This is a genomic window from Campylobacter sp. CCUG 57310 (assembly GCF_013201975.1).
Taxonomy (GTDB): Bacteria; Campylobacterota; Campylobacteria; order Campylobacterales; family Campylobacteraceae; genus Campylobacter_A; species Campylobacter_A canis.
Map to the genome: position 1 here is coordinate 1,437,583 of NZ_CP053845.1, position 16,649 is coordinate 1,454,231.

Below are 16,649 nucleotides of genomic sequence, written 5' to 3' on the forward strand. Positions count from 1 at the left end.
AACGAAGCTAATTTTATCTTTATTTGCTTTAATTAATAATTATAAAAATGCAAATTTTATTAATTATTTGTTGGCTTTGTAAGCTCGTAAGTAAATTCTACTTTTTTGTTCTCGTTTGGTTTAAGCTCAAATTTCCAGCTTACTTCGCCCTGCTTGCTTATCTCGCTCTCTTTTGGCGTATTTTTAACGGCTACGCTTATGCTCTCATGCGTTGAAACGGGAACTTTTTCTATGAGAGTTATATCCCAAGGCTTATCTGAGCCGTTTTTTATCTCGTAGCTAAAGCCGGTTGAAATTTTCTTTTTGTTACCGAAAAAGCTCTCTTTAGTAAAATTCACAAGACTCTCTTTTTTAACGCTTATGAGATCGTTTTTACCAAAATATACGAAATTCTCTTCGTTCGGTTTTAGACTAAAGCTTGAGCTCTTGCCTACGCTTATGCCGTCTATCTTCATGGCCGTGCTTGCATACTCCATGCTTTTTATAGGAGTAAAGATAGCCTTGATATAGCCGTTTGAGCCGCTGTATCCGTCTATGACTATCTCAAATTTAGCCTTTACGTTTTGTCTATCATAGACAAATTTATTATCTTCGCCCGCTTTTAAATTTACGTTTGAAATTCTCCATGAATTTGATAGGGTATTTTGAACGTTTTGTCCGCTTACTTCGCTTGCGGTCATCTTAGCGCTTCTCATCTTAAGACTTGCAGTATCAGCCATCTCCATCATCGGTGCAGCCATGCTATTTACAGGTCTAGGCTCGGGCTTGCCCTCATACCACGGATAAAAATGCGGCGGGATCAAATTTGACGAGTAGCTAAAAGGATAAAGCGCGATATCAAGGTTCTTTATATCTTTTACAAACGGGCTAGTTAAGCTTAAGCCCTGAATGATATCTACTTGCGATTTTGAGGTGTCGGCTGAAATTTCATTTTGCAGATCAAGTTTTACATTTACGGGATATGAAATTTTTACGAATTTAGGCTCGCACTCAAAGCTTAGATCAAGCTTTTTAACCTGCTTTACTTTAAATTTATTCAGTTCTAAATTTAGCTTTTCAAGCTCTTTTTGAGTGTCTGAAATTTCATCTAAATTTTTTAACACAACCTCATAAAGCTTATCGCTCTCATCTTTTAAACTATCAGCCGTCATCTTATCGCTTGGAGTAAAGTGCGATAAAAAATTTGACTTTGAGTTGAGCGCGGATAGTTTGTTATTAAGGTTTTTAATACGTTTTGAAAGCTCCTCATGCAAGCTATACTGATCGTCTTTTACGAACTCGGCATCATTTAAGGTTAAATTTTGTACTTCACAGCTTGCCGAAATGTCGATATCTCTTATATTTATGGTATTTGGAACCTCGATAGAAAAAGAGCTTTTAGCATCGCTTAAATTCTGATGAAAAAATGCTCTGTTTTTATAAATTTCAAGCAAGCTTGAATCAGCCAAAACAAAAACCGCAGGGATAGAAATAAGACTTAAGGCTTTCATAAATTCTCCTGTTTTAAATTTATAAAATTATAACGCCTAAATGTTAATGCTCTATTTTAATCAAACTCTCCTTGCAAATTTGCAAGGAGCGGTTTTAAAGTAGTATTATGGTAAATATTATAAGTATGGAAATTTGAAGCAGGATAAACGGCACTACGCCTTTATAAATATCCATCGTGCTAACTTCAGGCGGTGTAACTCCCTTAAGATAAAAGAGACTAAAACCAAAAGGCGGAGTTAAGAACGAAGTTTGTAAATTCATGGCTATTATAATGGCAAAATATAGAGGATTTATACCTAAATTCATAGCGATAGGCACCAAGATAGGAAGCACGATGTAAGAAATTTCAACAAAGTCTATAAAAAACCCAAGCACAAAGATAGTAATCATAGCTAAGATTATAAAGCCCCATTTTTCACCAGGCAAATTTGACATAAAGGCTTCTACAACCTCATCGCCTCCGGTGTAGCTAAATACCATAGAAAAGGCTGTTGCGCCTATTAGTATGGTAAAGATTATGGCGGTGGTCTTAACGCTTTCTTCAAGTGCTTCTTTTAAGATTTGAAATGAAAAAGTTCTGTAGCAGATAGAAAGGATTATCGCACCCACACAACCAAAAGCGGAACTCTCAGTCGGTGTAGCAATACCGTTAAAGATAGAACCAAGAACAAGCAATACAAGCACAAGAGGCGGCAAAATGGCCTTAATAGCATTAAAAATTTGCTTGCTTTTTGGTATCCCGCTCTCATCAATCACCGGCGGAGCGTAGTCTTTATTCATATAAGAAACAAATAAAATATAAGCTATATAAGCTCCTACAAGAGCAAGTCCCGGAGCTATAGCCTCGCGAAATAGATCTCCAACAGGCACGGTAAATACATCACCCAAGATGATAAGCACGATAGAAGGCGGGATAATCTGCCCAAGTGTTCCCGAGGCGCATATAGTACCGCATCCTAAGGCTTTATTGTATCTGTACTTTAGCATAACAGGCAAACTCATCACGCCCATAGCCACAACACTTGCTCCCACAACTCCCGTTGAAGCCGCAAGAAGAGCGCCGACTAAGACGGTGCTGATAGCCACACCTCCGCGAATTTCTCCAAATAAAAACGCCATGCTTTCAAGCAAACGCTCTGCAAGCTTGGTCTTTTGTAAAATTATGCCCATAAAGACAAAAAGCGGAACGGCTATTAGGATTTTATTCTCCATTATAGAATAAATTCTATAAGGCATAAAAGCAAACATCTCTTTAAAAATTTCAAGCCCGCCCAAAAAGCCGTCTCCGTCACCAAAGCTCTCCACCATAGCCCCTATAAGCCCAAAGATAACAGAAATCGCTCCAAATGTAAATGCAACCGAAAATCCTATAGCAAGCATAAAAAGAGCAGCCAAAAACATCACAACGCCGGTCATTTTCGCTCCTCTTTTTTGCACGCTATATATAAATTTAGGTATTTGATAAAGTAGCCTATGCTAAAAAATATCAAAAGATAGAAAGAAAACGGTATAAAAGCCTTTATAATCCAGCGATAAGGAAGTCCGCCCGGATCCGCACTTCCTTCATTTGATTCATAAGCTTCAACCACATAATCAAAGCTAAGCCAAGCCACAAGAAGCGCTAAAGGAAGGATAAAAAACACGACTCCAAGCATATTTATAATCGCCTTTGTTTTAGGCTTTAATCCCTCATAAAAGACATCGACTCTCACATGAACGTCCTCTTTAAGCGCGTAACTCATGCCAAGCATTATGATAACGCTAAAAAAGTGCCACTCAAGTTCCTGAAGCCCTACGTTGCCGTATTTGAAAAAATATCTAGCAGTTACGTTAAAAAACACATCGGCTATCATCAAAAACATCACAAATATACAGATATATCCGATAATATCTGCTAGTTTATTAAAAATTTTCTCTATCTTTAGTAATTTTTGCTCCATCTATTGCCCCACAATCTGCCTAATCATAACGAGCACGACGCAAGTCGGCGCTACGTATCTAAGCAAGAAATACCAAATTTTAAACACAATTTTACCCATATATGGCAAAAACAGCTCTTCTAACATCTCTTTTTTCATAAAAAATCCGACAAAGACAGCTATAACTATACCGCCAAGAGGAAGCAGGATATTTGAGCTGATATAATCAAGTATGTCAAAAAATCCTTTGCCGAAAAACGTTAAGCTCTCTTTAAACATATTCGTATTTGAAAGCGCACAAAGCACGCCAAGCACATACACGCAAATTCCTACGATCAAAATCGCTTTAAAGCGCGAAATTTTATACTCTTTTACTATGTGAAATATAAGCGGTTCGACCATAGAAATAGCCGAAGTAAGCCCTGCAAAAACAAGAGCGGTAAAAAAGGCAAAACTCAGTAAATTTCCTATAGCTCCAAGCTTGGCAAAAAGCGTCGGAAGCGAGATAAACGCAAGCCCAACACCTTGACTAGGCTTTTCTCCAAACTCAAATACAAATGTAAATACGATAAGCCCTATAACTATGCTAAAAACTATGTTTAGGATAACAACATAAAGAGAAGATGTAAATAAATTTGTCTTGCTATCAAGGCTAGTTGAGTAGGTGATGATCGCGCCTATGCCAACGCACATCGTAAAAAACGCAAGTCCAAGCGCCATAAACACGGCTTCGCTAGTTAGCTTTGAAAAATCAAATACAAGCAAAAATTTAACCGCTTCACCAAAGCCCTTCATCTGCATGGAATAAACAAGCATCGCAACAAGAAGCAGCGAAAACATAGGTAGCAGCCATAAATTTATGCGCTCAATTCCTCTTTTTACTCCACGTGAAAGTATAAAAAAGTAGGCAAAAAAAGCGATAGAAAAGTAAAAAACCTGCCCTAGGATATCAGTTGAGATGAAGTTGTTAAAATTCTCGCCCGATTGGCTTATCTTAACAGGCAAAGTTCCTAAAGACGCGACCGCATACTTGATAACCCAGCCGATGATAAGCGTGTAAAAAGAAGCCACAAAAACGCCCGTAATCATCATGACTCCCGCAAAGCTCCATAAATTTGAGTGTCTTGGAGCAAGTATCCTAAAGGCATTTACCGGATCTGCGTTTGAAATTTTACCCATCGCCATCTCGGCAAAAAATATACTAAGCCCCACAACTACGGCGAACACAAGATACAAAAGAACAAAAGCCGAGCCACCGTTGCTACCGACCATATATGGAAATTTCCAAGCGTTTCCAAGTCCGATAGCAGCACCTACGATTGAGAGTATAAAGCCTATTTTAGAAAATTTATCGCTTGGCATAATCTAGCTCAAAATGGCATTTACGGATATGACGACTATGGCAATCGGAGCAATATATCTAATCATAAAATACCAAAGATCAAACATAATTTTACTCATATAAGAACCGTAAAGCTCACGTAATGCCTCTTTTTTGATTACAAATCCGACAAAAACCGATACCGTGATACCGCCTATAGGCATGATGATATTTGAAACCAGATAATCAAGACAATCAAACAAACTTTTGCCAAAAAAGACCAAATTCTCTTTAACGCCTTCGATATTTGAAAATATACATAAAATTCCGGCGATATATACGAAAGCGGCTATGCTGATAAGGGCTTTTTTGCGCGTAAAGCCAAATTCTCTTATAAGATAATATGTAAACGGCTCAAGCATCGAGATAGCCGAAGTAATACCTGCAAATATAAGAGCCGTAAATAACGCAAAGGCAAATATATGCCCAAATGTGCCCAGCTTAGCAAACAATGTAGGCAAGGAGATAAACACAAGCCCTACTCCCTGACTAGGTTCGGCGCCAAACTCAAACACAAAAGTAAATATGACAAGACCTATTAAAATTCCCATTATTACGTTAATGATGACGATGATTATGGACGAGCTTACCAAATTCGTATTGTTTGGCAAATTTGCAGAATAAACTATGATGACACCCACACCCAAAGAAAGCGTAAAGAACGCCAGTCCAAGCGCTGTAAGAACGCTATCAAAAGTTATCTTGGTAAAATCAGGCACCAGCAAGAATTTAGCCGACTGCATAAAGCCGTCCATAGTAACGGAATATGCAAGCATTGCTATCACAAGCACCAGCAAAGACGGCATAAGCCACACATTTACACGCTCTATCCCACTCTTGATACCTTTTGAAACAATGTAAAAACAAATTATATTTGTGATAGTAAAAAATAGAATTTGAGACGATACGTCTTTTGAGACAAAATCGCTAAATATAGCGGCCGAAGTCTCTATATCAGCTGGTAAATTCGTTAAAACCATAAAAGCGTATTTAAATATCCAGCCTATAACGACGGTATAAAACGATACGAGAATGATCGCTCCAAGCATCGTAAAACCCGCAAATTTCCAGCTGTTTTTGTTCGTGGTCGCAAGCTTTTTAAAAGCATTTACAGGATCTGATTCTGAAAGTTTTCCTATCGCTACTTCACCAAAAAATATGGTAAGTCCGATAAAAAACGTCAAAAACAAATACAAAAGAACAAAAGCCGAGCCGCCGTTTTGTCCGACCAAATATGGAAATTTCCAAGCATTTCCAAGACCTACCGCACTTCCTGCAACGGCTAATATAAAGCCGATTTTAGAGAACTTATCCTGCACTTAGCAAACCTTAATTTTATTTAAAATCATTAAAAAATCTTAAATTAGCATAAAAAAGCTTTTAAATTTCTAAGCTTAAAAATATTTCATTAATTTTGTTAATAAATTCGTATAAAATCGAAACAGCTTAAAAATATTTTGTAAATTTGTAGCATTTTTAGATACAAACAAATTTAGTTGATAAATTTTTCAAAATTTAACTAAATCAAAGCAAATTTTATATAAAATGCGCTACAAAGTTTCAAAGTAGGGGCCTGATCCGAACTGGCTTAAATTCATCAAAGGAAATTTCATGAAAAAGATTCTTTTTCTTATGGCTGCACTTGCTTCATTTGCATTTGCAGGTGACGGCGAAATGCTAAAATCATACTCAGTTCTTGCAGCTGCTCTTGGTCTAGGTCTTGCGGCACTTGGTGGAGCTATCGGTATGGGAAGCACTGCTTCTGCTACAATCTCAGGAACAGCTAGAAACCCTGGCGTTGGTAGCAAACTTATGACAACAATGTTTATCGCTCTAGCGATGATCGAAGCGCAAGTTATCTACGCACTTGTTGTTACACTAATTATTCTTTACGCAAACCCAATGTTTTAATATTTCAGCCCAACTTCGGGCTGAATTTCTTTATAAATTTTACTTCTGTTGCGATCATGGTGGAATTGGTAGACACGCTATCTTGAGGGGGTAGTGCCGGTAGGTGTGCGAGTTCAAATCTCGCTGATCGCACCATACTTCAAACTTAAATCTTAAAATGTATTAAATTTTATTTAAATCAAATATAAGATTTAATTTATACCATAACTACAAAAAATACTAGCATAATAAATAATTTCAATCAACACTGCAAAGCTACACTTTAAATATAAAATATTTTATTTATATCTATAAATATTATTATCTTAAAATTTTCTTCAATCAAACATCAAAACAAGGAGATGAAATGAAAAACAAAAAAAGAGTTAGGTTTCCTTGAGGCTTACAAACAAAATCCTATCAAGGCTGATCTTGACATATTCAGAAGGAAGACCGATGAGAGCAGAAGAGGATTTTTAAAGAAAAGCTCGCTTCTAGCGTTTGCGGTACTGATTGGAGCAAACATCCTTTTTGCGGCTAATTATCCAAGCGAACTTATGCCTACAGCACTTGCCGCAGTAGATGAAAATTTCAAAATAGAGGGAAAAACGGACTTCTTTACCACAACGACAAGCCTATAACGGCAGAAACCTTGCCTCAATTTTTTGATTCGGAATTTGTAAAACCTGAGCATTTTTTTGTTAGAAACAATAGTTTAGCACCGGAGATAAAAGATCTCGATCCTAAAAATTGGAAGCTCGTAATTGACAGAGAGAGCTGTATTAAGCCTACTACTTTTACTCTTGAAGAGCTAAAAAAGAAATTTAAACACTACACTTACGCTCTAACTGTCGAGTGTGGCGGAAACGGTAGAGGCGAGATCATACCTGCCACAAGCGGTACTCAGTGGGGAGTTGGCGCGATAGCTTGCGGAAGATGGACAGGCGTGAGAGTAAAAGACGTATTAGAAAGTTGCGGTATTAAAAACGATGCAGTTTACGTAGGCTACGAAGGTATCGATATCCCGCTTGACGGAGATGCTAGTAAAAAGCCGATTAGCAGAGGAATTCCTATTAAAAAAGCTCTTGAGGAGGAAACGCTTATAGCATGGGCTTACGAAGGAGCCGATATTCCATTTATGAACGGCTATCCGTTAAGACTTGTTGCTGGAGGTTTTCCGGGTTCCGTTTCAGGCAAATGGCTAACTAAACTTTCTGTTAGAAATATAGTTCATGACGGACCAAAAATGTCAGAATCGTATAAAGTGCCTGTTAATCCGGTAGCTCCAGGAACAAAAGTAAGCAAAGATACCGAAATGAAGATAATTGAGTCAATGCCTGTAAAATCAGTCATATCTCATCCTGTTACAAATTTCAAAACGGAGCTTGACAAGACACTTGAAGTTCGCGGCAAAGCATGGGCAGGCGATTTAGAAGTAAAAGAGATGGATATCAGCATCGATTTTGGCGAAACATGGCAAAAGGCAACTATAGAAAAACCTCTAAATAGGCTTGCGTGGCAGTCATGGAAAGCTTCGGTCAAATTCTCTCAAAAAGGATACTATGAAGTCTGGGCAAGAGCTACGGATACAAACGGCAAAAAGCAGCCGATGGTTCTTCCTGCATGGAATCCAGCCGATGGTTCTTCCTGCATGGAATCCAAAAGGCTACCTAAACAACAGTTGCCATAGGGTAGCCGTATATGTGGGGTAGGCTATGAAAAAATTACTCGCACTGCTGCTTGGGCTTAGCTTTGCACTAGCAAGCGAGCCTAAGATCGACCCTGAAACAGGGCTTAAGATAGATGAAGGCTGGGAGCTTATCATAGGAAACTGTATGGCATGCCACAGCTTAACGCTCGTAACCAAACAAAAAGGTGATAGGCAAACATGGAAAGACTTGATAAGATGGATGCAAGAAACACAAGGGCTTTGGGAATTTGATCCTGAAAGTGAAAATTTGATCCTTGCTTACTTGGCTAAAAATTACCCTAACGACTACACGACAAGAAAGAGAATTCCTTTAAAAAATACTCTTAAAAATTAACATCAAAAGAGGGAATTTCCCTCTTTTGATCCCATTATTTATACTTGCTAAAACTAAGCTATCTAATTTTGTTTTGTATTTAATTTTTACCATTCAAACCAACCGCTGCTAGATTTTGATATTTAAATAGCTTAAATTTTGACTATTTAATAAAACATTTAAAAATGCGAAATCAATTTTAAATCATTGGAATTTAGCTAAAAAGGGCATATACGCCCTTTTTGTTACATAAATACCGGAATTTGCGTGTGTTTTAAAAAGTATCTCGTAGTTCCGCCAAGGAAAATTTCTCTAAAGCCGTTTTCGCCGTATCTGCCTGCAACTATAAGATCAAAATTCCCTTCCTTCGCAGATCTTAAAAGCGCTTCACCCGGAACTGAAGTAGTCTTTACGATTTCAAAAGTCGCGTTTATCTCGTGTATCTTTAGATACTCTTCAAGCTTTTTTAAGCTCTCTTCGGCAGATTCGTCAGGATGAGCCTTGCAAGTGATACAATGAACCTTTTTTGCTTTTTTAAGCAGTTCTATCGAGCTTGAAAGCGCGCGCGAATTTTGAGTAGAGCCGTTCCAGCTTACAAGGATATTGTCCGTGCCAAATTTCGTTAGTTTTCTTGGTATGGCTATTGCCGTCTTGCCGCTTTTTAGAACCGCAGCCTCAAATGTGCCAGTAACCCTACCGTCAAGCGGAGCTGCAGCTACAACCATATCGCAAAATTTTGACTCATGCTCTACAACAACGCTTCTTTTGCCACTTTTGGTAACAAATTTTGCACTTGCCTTGCCCGTAGGAGTATCGCTTATCTCCACGCCAAGTTCGGCACAAATTTTCTTAAACAAAGCCTCGTTTTGCTCATGCTCCACACCAAGCTCCGCCTTTGCAGCTTTTAAAAACTCCTCATACAAAACTCCGCCACGAAGAGTCATTTTCATATTATAAACCGCGCTTGGATCAAGCTGACTAGCTAAAATTTCAATATGCGTATCAAAATGCTTGGCTACGAGCAAAGCCCCATAAATTCGTTCTTTTACATCATCTCCGGCACCTATTGGGAAAAGCAACTTCTTATACTGCATGATACTATCCTTTTGAATTATTCTGCTAAAACAAGGGAAATTTTATGCCCTTTTTGCTCGCTTACTTTGACCTTTACTCTATCGCCCTCTTTTAGCGGTGTTGAAATTTTTGAGATATGAAGCAAGCCGTCAACTCCGCCCTTAAGTCCTACAAAAGCTCCAAATTCGACTACTTTTTTAACCTCGCCTTCAAATTCATCGCCTATATTAAAGGTAGGCTTTGCTCTATCTTTATCTCTGCCGTCTCTTCTTTTTCCGCCAAATCCGTTTTTAGAGCCGTCTTTTGATACTATTTGGATGATATAATCTTTCGCCGCATCAACCTTTGTCTTTTGAGCTCCTGCGATTTTTACTTCGCCCTTTTCTCTATCAAGATCAATGGAAACTTCAAATTTCTCTATGATCTCTTTTATGGTCTTGCCGGCTTGTCCGATGATATCTACTATCTTACTAGGATCAACGCTAAACAGCTCAAGTTTAGGTAAAATTTCATCGTTTACGGCTATCTCTTCGTTTGCTTTTTCCATCAAATTTAAGATATGAAGTCTTCCTTCACGAGCTTGATAAAGAGCCTCTTTTAAAACATCAAGGCTAATTCCTCCAAGCTTTATATCCATTTGAAGCGCGGTTATACCCTCGCTACTTCCGGCAACTTTAAAGTCCATATCGCCGTCATGATCTTCAAGCCCCATTATGTCGGTTAAAACCGCATGCTTGTCGCCTTCAAACACAAGCCCCATGGCAACACCTGCTACAAGTTTTACGGTATCTACTCCTGCGGCACGCAGAGCAAGAGAGCCGCCACACACGCTTGCCATAGAACTTGAGCCGTTTGATTCTAAAATTTCAGAAACCAGACGAATCGTATAAGGAGAATTTACATCCACACTTGGAGCAAGAGCGCGCTTAGCCAAGTTTCCGTGCCCAAGCTCTCGTCTGCCAGGAGCCTTTAGAGGGCTAGCTTCGCCTACGCTAAAGCCCGGGAAGTTGTAGTTAAACATAAATTTATCCACGATTGCAGATTTTTCGGTAAGCATATCATACATCTGCGCATCCGTATCCGTTCCAAGCGTAGCTACCACAAGCGCTTGAGTCTGTCCGCGCGTAAAGAGACAAGAGCCATGTGCATTTGGCAATATATTTGTCTCGATACTTATAGGGCGCACATCCTTAAGTCCTCTGCCGTCGGCTCTTAAACCTTCGTTTATGATCTGGTTTCTAACGATTTTTTTCTTATATTTGCCAAGAACGTTCATTATCACGTCCTCTTCCCAGCCCTCTTTTTGCGCAACTTCATCGGTTAAAACTTGTTTGGCTATCTTATTTAGCTCGCTTGCGCGCTCGCTCTTTGCCATCTGATTGATAGCAAATTTCACATCGTCTTTATAAAATTCATCAAGATATATCGCGATACTTTCGTTTTCTATCTCAGGCTTTAGTTCAAGCTCGGCGTCAGCCTTTTTATGCGATTCAAACGCCTCTTCATAAGCGTTTGATGCTCTAAGTATCGCTTTGCCGGCTTCGGCTATAGCCTCTACGATAAGATCTTCGCTAAATTCATTCATGTCTTGCTGTAAAATAATACCGTCGTTTAAATTTGGATCCATAATCGCATCAACGGCTATCATAGGCATAACTTCACCTCTTGCTTGAGCGATACTCCTCATCTCTATCATCAAAAGCTCGTCTTTAACGCCCGCCACATATAGATCAAGAGCGCTACTTTTTAGCTCCGAGTTGCTTGGGTTTATAACAAATTTATCGTCTATATACCCGACTCTTACACCACACACAGGAGAATTCACAGGAATATCACTTAGATAAAGAGCGACAGAAGCTGCATTTAAAGAAACTACTTGCAAATCAACTTCAGGATCGGCAGAGAGTACCATAACTACGATTTGCGTAGGATACGCATAACCCTTTGGGAAAAGAGGTCGCAAGGAGCGATCTATGATGCGAGCTGTTAGAGTCTCAAAGTCACCAGGCTTAGTTTCGCGCTTAACGTATCCGCCGGGAATTCTGCCCGCGCCATAAGCTTTTTCTATATATTGCACCGTTAGCGGTAAAAAATCCTCACTTACTTGAGTATCCTCTCTTGCTACGGTTGCCAAAACGACCGTATTTTTCACTCGCAATAAAACAGCTCCGCTTGCTTGTTTTGCGACTTTGTTTATATCATAAATTTCAATCTGGTTATTAACTTCTATTGAATATTGCATGCTTTAATATCTCCTTGTTTTTGTAGTGGTATATAAAATGGACTCTCTTCCAATATAGAGAGTATAACTGACGGCTTTGGTTCGATCTTGTTCTTGTAGTAAAAATCCACGTCAATAAAATTTGCGATCTTATGTACGGCATAAATTTCATCTACAAGTTGAGTTAATTGACTTGCTACATTGGTAGCTATAAGCGGAGTAGCGTATCTAACGGATTTAACACCTTCTTTCATAAGAGTTTTGATGCAAATGAGAGCAGTTATGCCCGTCTCGCAACCCTCGTCAATCAACAAGATGTTTCTATCTTTTAAATTTCCTATTAAATTTCCTTTTCTGTACTTATATACGTTTTTTAAAATTTTCTCCTCATACTTTCTTTGAGCTTCACCGTATATGAAGTCATAACTTATCCCAAATGACTTAACAAGCTCGTCATGCACAAGTATCTCATCGGTTTCGCTTACCATAGCAATCTCGCACTCAGGATTGTTCGGAGCAAAAACTCTTTCCGTAAAGAGCATTTCGTAGCTTAAATTTAGCCCTCTTGATACTACGTCAGTTAATATAACGGAGTCGATAGAAGAGCAGATAACAAGATAGTTGTTCTCCGCAAGCTCTTTTTTGGGCAAAATTTCAAGTAGCTTAGCAGCGGCTTCAAGCTGGTTTTCAAACATAAGCTCGTCTATATAACTCATCTGCTTTGATCCTTTGAGCCGTCATCAGTAATACTGTCTAACGAGAAATCGTAATTAATACCACCCATAGGATAGAAATTTATCGTAAAATAAACGCCTTTTGACTTCTTGGATGCCGAACCGCTTGTTGTTGTAACGGGTTCAATCTCTTGCTGATAAATAACGGAGTAGTTCCAGCATTTTCTCTTATGCGAAACTCCTAAATGCCACTGCTTGGTATATTTTTTTTGCATATCATACTGGAGTCCGCCAAGCAGTCTATACTGACGAGGCAAATTTATAAAACCTGAGCCGTAAATAAAATTTTGCTTATCTTGTAAGTTTTTGCGTTCAAAGGTATGCCATAAATTTGAGCCAAAATATTGGTTTGAATAGTTGATGCCCGATTGTATTTTTTCTAATTTTTTATATTTATTAGAATACTCAAGCTTATTATAAAGAGATAAATTCGTAAAAGGAAAAACGGCTATTATATTTTTTAAATTCGAGTACTCGCTCTTTTGCGTATAGTATCCTTGAGAAATTGTGTGTCTTAGATACTTTCTGCCCTCACCGGTGAAAAAATACTGTGTTAATCTGCCGGCAACTTCATCTTGGGTGTATTGAGAGCCTATGAAATTTTGATATTTGCGACCAAGCATATCATAGACATAGATATCCTCATCGTTTTGAGTAGCTTCATAATCATCAGGCAAACTACCGTCATGATATCCTCTAAACACATAATCAATCCCAAAATTTAAGCTATGATAAAAGCTCTCATAAGCTTTAGCCAAATCAGTATGAAGCGAGAATTTATGCGCATTTTCCATATAACTTGCACTCTTATCCTCATCGCCTGTCGGTCTATAAATTTTGTTTGAATAATTAACCAAAGTAGCATAAAAATCATGATAGTAGGAGAAATTCAGATATTCGTCTACAAGAGGAATATGCAAAGACAAAGGAAGCTTAAACTCGTATTGAGTAGCCTTTACACCTATCTTTCTAGTGTAATTGTGCGAATGCAAATCAACAGAGTATAGCAAATTCGGCAAAAAGATAGAATCTACGTATTTGTGATACTGAAAGCTAGGATACTCCTGCAATGTGTCTTTATTTTCGTTTAGGCTACCTACTTTTGCAGTATCTATATAATATCTTGCATAAGCTCCAAAATAGTGCTGATCGCTACTTATAAAGTAGTTAAATTTAGAAGTAACAAGTGAATTTTCATCATTATTACCCCCGCTTCTACTCTTTAAATTTATATAATCTATATCGTTTAATTTAGTAGCGTCAAGCCACAATCCCTCTTGCAAATTCTCGTTTATAAGATGCTTTACCAAGCGATCACGCTCATACCTTACCTCTATGCCTTCGTGAGTTTTATTTTTCAAAGGAAGTCTGTTTGAGTTTTTGGCAATCTGCCTTTCTTTATAGCTTGCCTTGTCCCAAAATTTGCCCATAGCAATAAAGCCTTTAGAATAAGGCGAATCAACAAATCTAAATTTAGAATAAATTCCATTACCGCGCATCGTTCTAATCTGCGGATTTAGCTCTATGTCCCATGAGTTATATTCGGCTATATAAATCGGCTGCCTGTAAAAAAATCCATCGCTTTTACCGTAGCCAAATTCAGGCGGAAGCAGCCCCGTTCTGCGTCTGGTATCGGTTGAAAATCCAAAATAAGGCAGATAAAAAACAGGAACTTTGCCCAGATAAAAAACCGGATTATAAAGGTGCAAGAATTTACTTTGCTTATTTAGCTTTCCGCTACTAAATTTGATACTCCAATCAGGATCTTGGACATTGCAACTTGATACGATAGAGCCGCTTGTTTTGTAGTATTTCTCATTGCTCTCACTCTCATCGCTTTGCATCCAAACTTCCATATCGCGATTCATCATAAATAGCGCTTCGTAGCTACTATCCTTGCTGTTTAGATCGATTTTAGCATACCCGCAGCGAGATACTTCATCCTCTCCACGCATTACGTTTACGTTGCCAAACAGCTCTAAGATACGTTTTTGCTGATCATAAACAGCCTTGTCCGCGCTTATCAGATACTCTGAAGAATAAACAAGTACGTTTTTTTCAGCCGTTACGATATCTCCTTGACGATTTACGTCATCGGCTAAAAGCTCAAAATCCTGAGCGCTTAAAAGAGCTGAAACGGAAAAAATAAGTATAAAAAATATTCTAATAAACATCGATCACCACTGTCTTTGCGACCAAATCATGCCACGTTTGAAGGGTTTGGTTTCCAAGCGCCCAAGCAAAGCCAAGGAAAAAGCAGTTTTCACTAATGATCCTAACGATACTTCTTATGATGGAAGCGCCCAAATTCGGCTTATCTAAAAGCGCTAAATCTACACAAACTATCTTCATGGCGATTTTGCCAAGAGTTGCGCCGTAATACCAGATAAAAAACGCTTGATACAAAACCTTTAGCATCACAACTTGAGGAATCAAAGAGTAAGTGATATTCATCACCTCTTCATAGCTGCTCGTCTCTGCAAATTTGCCCCAGTAAATCACGGTAAACAAGATGGATATCAAAAGCTCATCTATCAGATAAGACATGGCGCGCTTTTTGGCAGAAGCTAAGCGAATACCTTCTCTGTCAAGCTTATCTAGGATATTTTCGCTCATCTAAGAGCCTGCCAAGCGATATCTTTGCGATACTGCATACCGTCAAATTTTACATTTTCGCATAGTTTATAAGCCCTATCTCTAGCCTCTTTTATGTTTTTTGCACTTGCTACGCATACTAGCACTCTACCGCCGTCAGCGTAAATTTCACCGCTCTCCTCGCTAACGCCCGCATAGGCTATATGAGAGCCTAGGGGAACATCTTCTACGCTTATTTTGGCTTTAGGGCTATTTTTATAAGGATAGTTTTTGCTAGCAACTACGACTCCAACAGCAAATTCATCCTTTATCTTAACGTCTATTTCGCTAAGCCTTCCGCTTGCTGCCTTATATAAAATTTCACTCAGATCAGATTCAATCAAAGGCATCAAAACCTCACACTCGGGATCACCGAAACGAACGTTAAATTCAAGCACATAAGGCTCGTTTTCAACCACCATGAGTCCTACAAAGAGCACTCCGCAAAACTCATTTCCCTCAGCTTTCATACCCCTTAAAGTAGGCTTTACTACTTCTTCTTCAACTTGTTTTATAAGCTCTTTCGTAGCTAGCGGACTTGGTGCATACGCCCCCATACCGCCCGTGTTTGGACCCTCGTCATTATCAAGCAGTCTTTTGTGATCTTGAGCTACCGGCAAGCTTACGAAATTTTCGCCATCGCATAGAGCAAAAAAACTAAGCTCAAATCCGTCCAAAAACTCCTCTACAACTACTCTTTTTCCGGCCTCGCCAAAGCTTTCGCCGCTTAACATCTCTTTAGCAGCTTCAAAAGCCTCTTCATGAGTTTTTGCTATTATTACGCCCTTGCCTGCGCATAGTCCGTCCGCCTTTACCACGATCGGCGTTTTTAAAGATTTTATAAATTCATTTGCTTTATTTACGTCATCAGTATTTAGATATTTAGCCGTTTTTATAGCGTGTCTTGCAAGAAAATCTTTCATATAAGCTTTTGAGCCCTCAAGCCTAGCGGCACTCTTGCTTGGTCCAAAGACAGTTAAGTCGTTTGTCTTAAAGATATCAACTATCCCTTCGCTAAGAGGCGCTTCAGGACCTACGATAGTTAAATTTATACCTTTGTCTTTAGCAAATTTTGCAAGCTCTTCATAATTTTTATATTTGATATTTTCGCCAAGTTTTGAAGTGGCTCCATTGCCCGGAGCAAAGTAGATTTTACCGACGTTTTTTTCACTTTTAAGCTTTAAGCCTATGGCGTATTCGCGCCCGCCGCTGCCGACTATTAGTATATCCATGCCGTCTCCGTAAATTTAAAACACCCGAGCGAGCGGTGCGTAAGTAAGC

The 16,649-nt window shown here is 38.7% G+C and carries 13 protein-coding genes, 1 tRNA gene and 1 pseudogene; 4 read left to right on the forward strand and 11 right to left on the reverse strand.

Going from position 1 to position 16,649, the window contains the following annotated elements:
• Positions 1 to 59: 59 nt before the first annotated feature.
• The 5 genes from CORI_RS07190 to CORI_RS07210 all read right to left on the reverse strand — a co-directional run bounded on the left by CORI_RS07190 (position 60) and on the right by CORI_RS07210 (position 6,110).
• On the reverse strand, positions 60 to 1,490 hold the full coding sequence (locus CORI_RS07190) for a DUF4139 domain-containing protein (protein WP_173031393.1): 1,431 nt from the start codon (positions 1,488 to 1,490) through the stop codon (positions 60 to 62).
• Positions 1,491 to 1,584: 94 nt separating this feature from the next.
• Positions 1,585 to 2,907 (reverse strand): TRAP transporter large permease subunit, encoded by a 1,323-nt coding sequence (locus tag CORI_RS07195; protein ID WP_173031394.1) that lies wholly within the window; start codon positions 2,905 to 2,907, stop codon positions 1,585 to 1,587.
• The gene (locus CORI_RS07200) at positions 2,904 to 3,431 is read right to left on the reverse strand and encodes a TRAP transporter small permease subunit (RefSeq protein ID WP_173031395.1); all 528 of its coding nucleotides are present in this window, start codon (positions 3,429 to 3,431) and stop codon (positions 2,904 to 2,906) included. The genes CORI_RS07195 and CORI_RS07200 overlap by 4 nt, the downstream gene beginning before the upstream one ends.
• Entirely contained in the window at positions 3,432 to 4,772 is a 1,341-nt protein-coding gene (locus CORI_RS07205) for a sodium-dependent transporter (protein WP_173031396.1), read from the reverse strand.
• Positions 4,773 to 4,775: 3 nt separating this feature from the next.
• A complete protein-coding gene (locus CORI_RS07210; protein ID WP_173031397.1) occupies positions 4,776 to 6,110 on the reverse strand; it encodes a sodium-dependent transporter in 1,335 nt (444 codons plus the stop codon).
• 292 nt (positions 6,111 to 6,402) lie between these two features.
• Here CORI_RS07210 and CORI_RS07215 point away from each other — a divergent pair, with 292 nt between their 5' ends.
• The 4 genes and pseudogenes from CORI_RS07215 (at position 6,403) to CORI_RS07230 (ending at position 8,726) form a co-directional block, all read left to right on the forward strand.
• A complete protein-coding gene (locus CORI_RS07215) occupies positions 6,403 to 6,702 on the forward strand; it encodes a F0F1 ATP synthase subunit C (protein WP_169940457.1) in 300 nt (99 codons plus the stop codon).
• A gap of 50 nt (positions 6,703 to 6,752) precedes the next feature.
• Positions 6,753 to 6,837 (forward strand) — tRNA-Leu (locus CORI_RS07220).
• 353 nt (positions 6,838 to 7,190) lie between these two features.
• Positions 7,191 to 8,393 (forward strand): annotated as a pseudogene (locus CORI_RS07225) (sulfite oxidase).
• Between the two features lie 3 nt (positions 8,394 to 8,396).
• Positions 8,397 to 8,726 (forward strand): cytochrome C, encoded by a 330-nt coding sequence (locus tag CORI_RS07230; protein WP_173031398.1) that lies wholly within the window; start codon positions 8,397 to 8,399, stop codon positions 8,724 to 8,726.
• Positions 8,727 to 8,950: 224 nt separating this feature from the next.
• On the opposite strand, the gene CORI_RS07235 is transcribed toward CORI_RS07230, so the two are convergent.
• The 6 genes from CORI_RS07235 to purD are packed head-to-tail and all read right to left on the reverse strand — an operon-like array spanning position 8,951 to position 16,600.
• Positions 8,951 to 9,799: a universal stress protein gene (locus tag CORI_RS07235; protein ID WP_173031400.1), complete on the reverse strand. Its 849-nt coding sequence runs from the start codon at positions 9,797 to 9,799 to the stop codon at positions 8,951 to 8,953.
• A 17-nt stretch (positions 9,800 to 9,816) separates the two neighbouring features.
• On the reverse strand, positions 9,817 to 12,021 hold the full coding sequence (locus CORI_RS07240) for a polyribonucleotide nucleotidyltransferase (protein ID WP_173031401.1): 2,205 nt from the start codon (positions 12,019 to 12,021) through the stop codon (positions 9,817 to 9,819).
• Positions 12,006 to 12,716 (reverse strand): phosphoribosyltransferase family protein, encoded by a 711-nt coding sequence (locus CORI_RS07245; protein WP_173031402.1) that lies wholly within the window; start codon positions 12,714 to 12,716, stop codon positions 12,006 to 12,008. The genes CORI_RS07240 and CORI_RS07245 overlap by 16 nt, the downstream gene beginning before the upstream one ends.
• Positions 12,713 to 14,908, reverse strand: a complete 2,196-nt coding sequence (locus tag CORI_RS07250; RefSeq protein ID WP_173031403.1) for an LPS-assembly protein LptD — start codon at positions 14,906 to 14,908, stop codon at positions 12,713 to 12,715. The genes CORI_RS07245 and CORI_RS07250 overlap by 4 nt, the downstream gene beginning before the upstream one ends.
• A complete protein-coding gene (locus CORI_RS07255; RefSeq protein ID WP_173031404.1) occupies positions 14,898 to 15,350 on the reverse strand; it encodes an RDD family protein in 453 nt (150 codons plus the stop codon). Before CORI_RS07255 ends, CORI_RS07250 begins: the two co-directional genes overlap by 11 nt.
• On the reverse strand, positions 15,347 to 16,600 hold the full coding sequence (gene purD, locus CORI_RS07260; protein ID WP_173031406.1) for a phosphoribosylamine--glycine ligase: 1,254 nt from the start codon (positions 16,598 to 16,600) through the stop codon (positions 15,347 to 15,349). Before purD ends, CORI_RS07255 begins: the two co-directional genes overlap by 4 nt.
• Between the last annotated feature and the right edge of the window lie 49 nt (positions 16,601 to 16,649).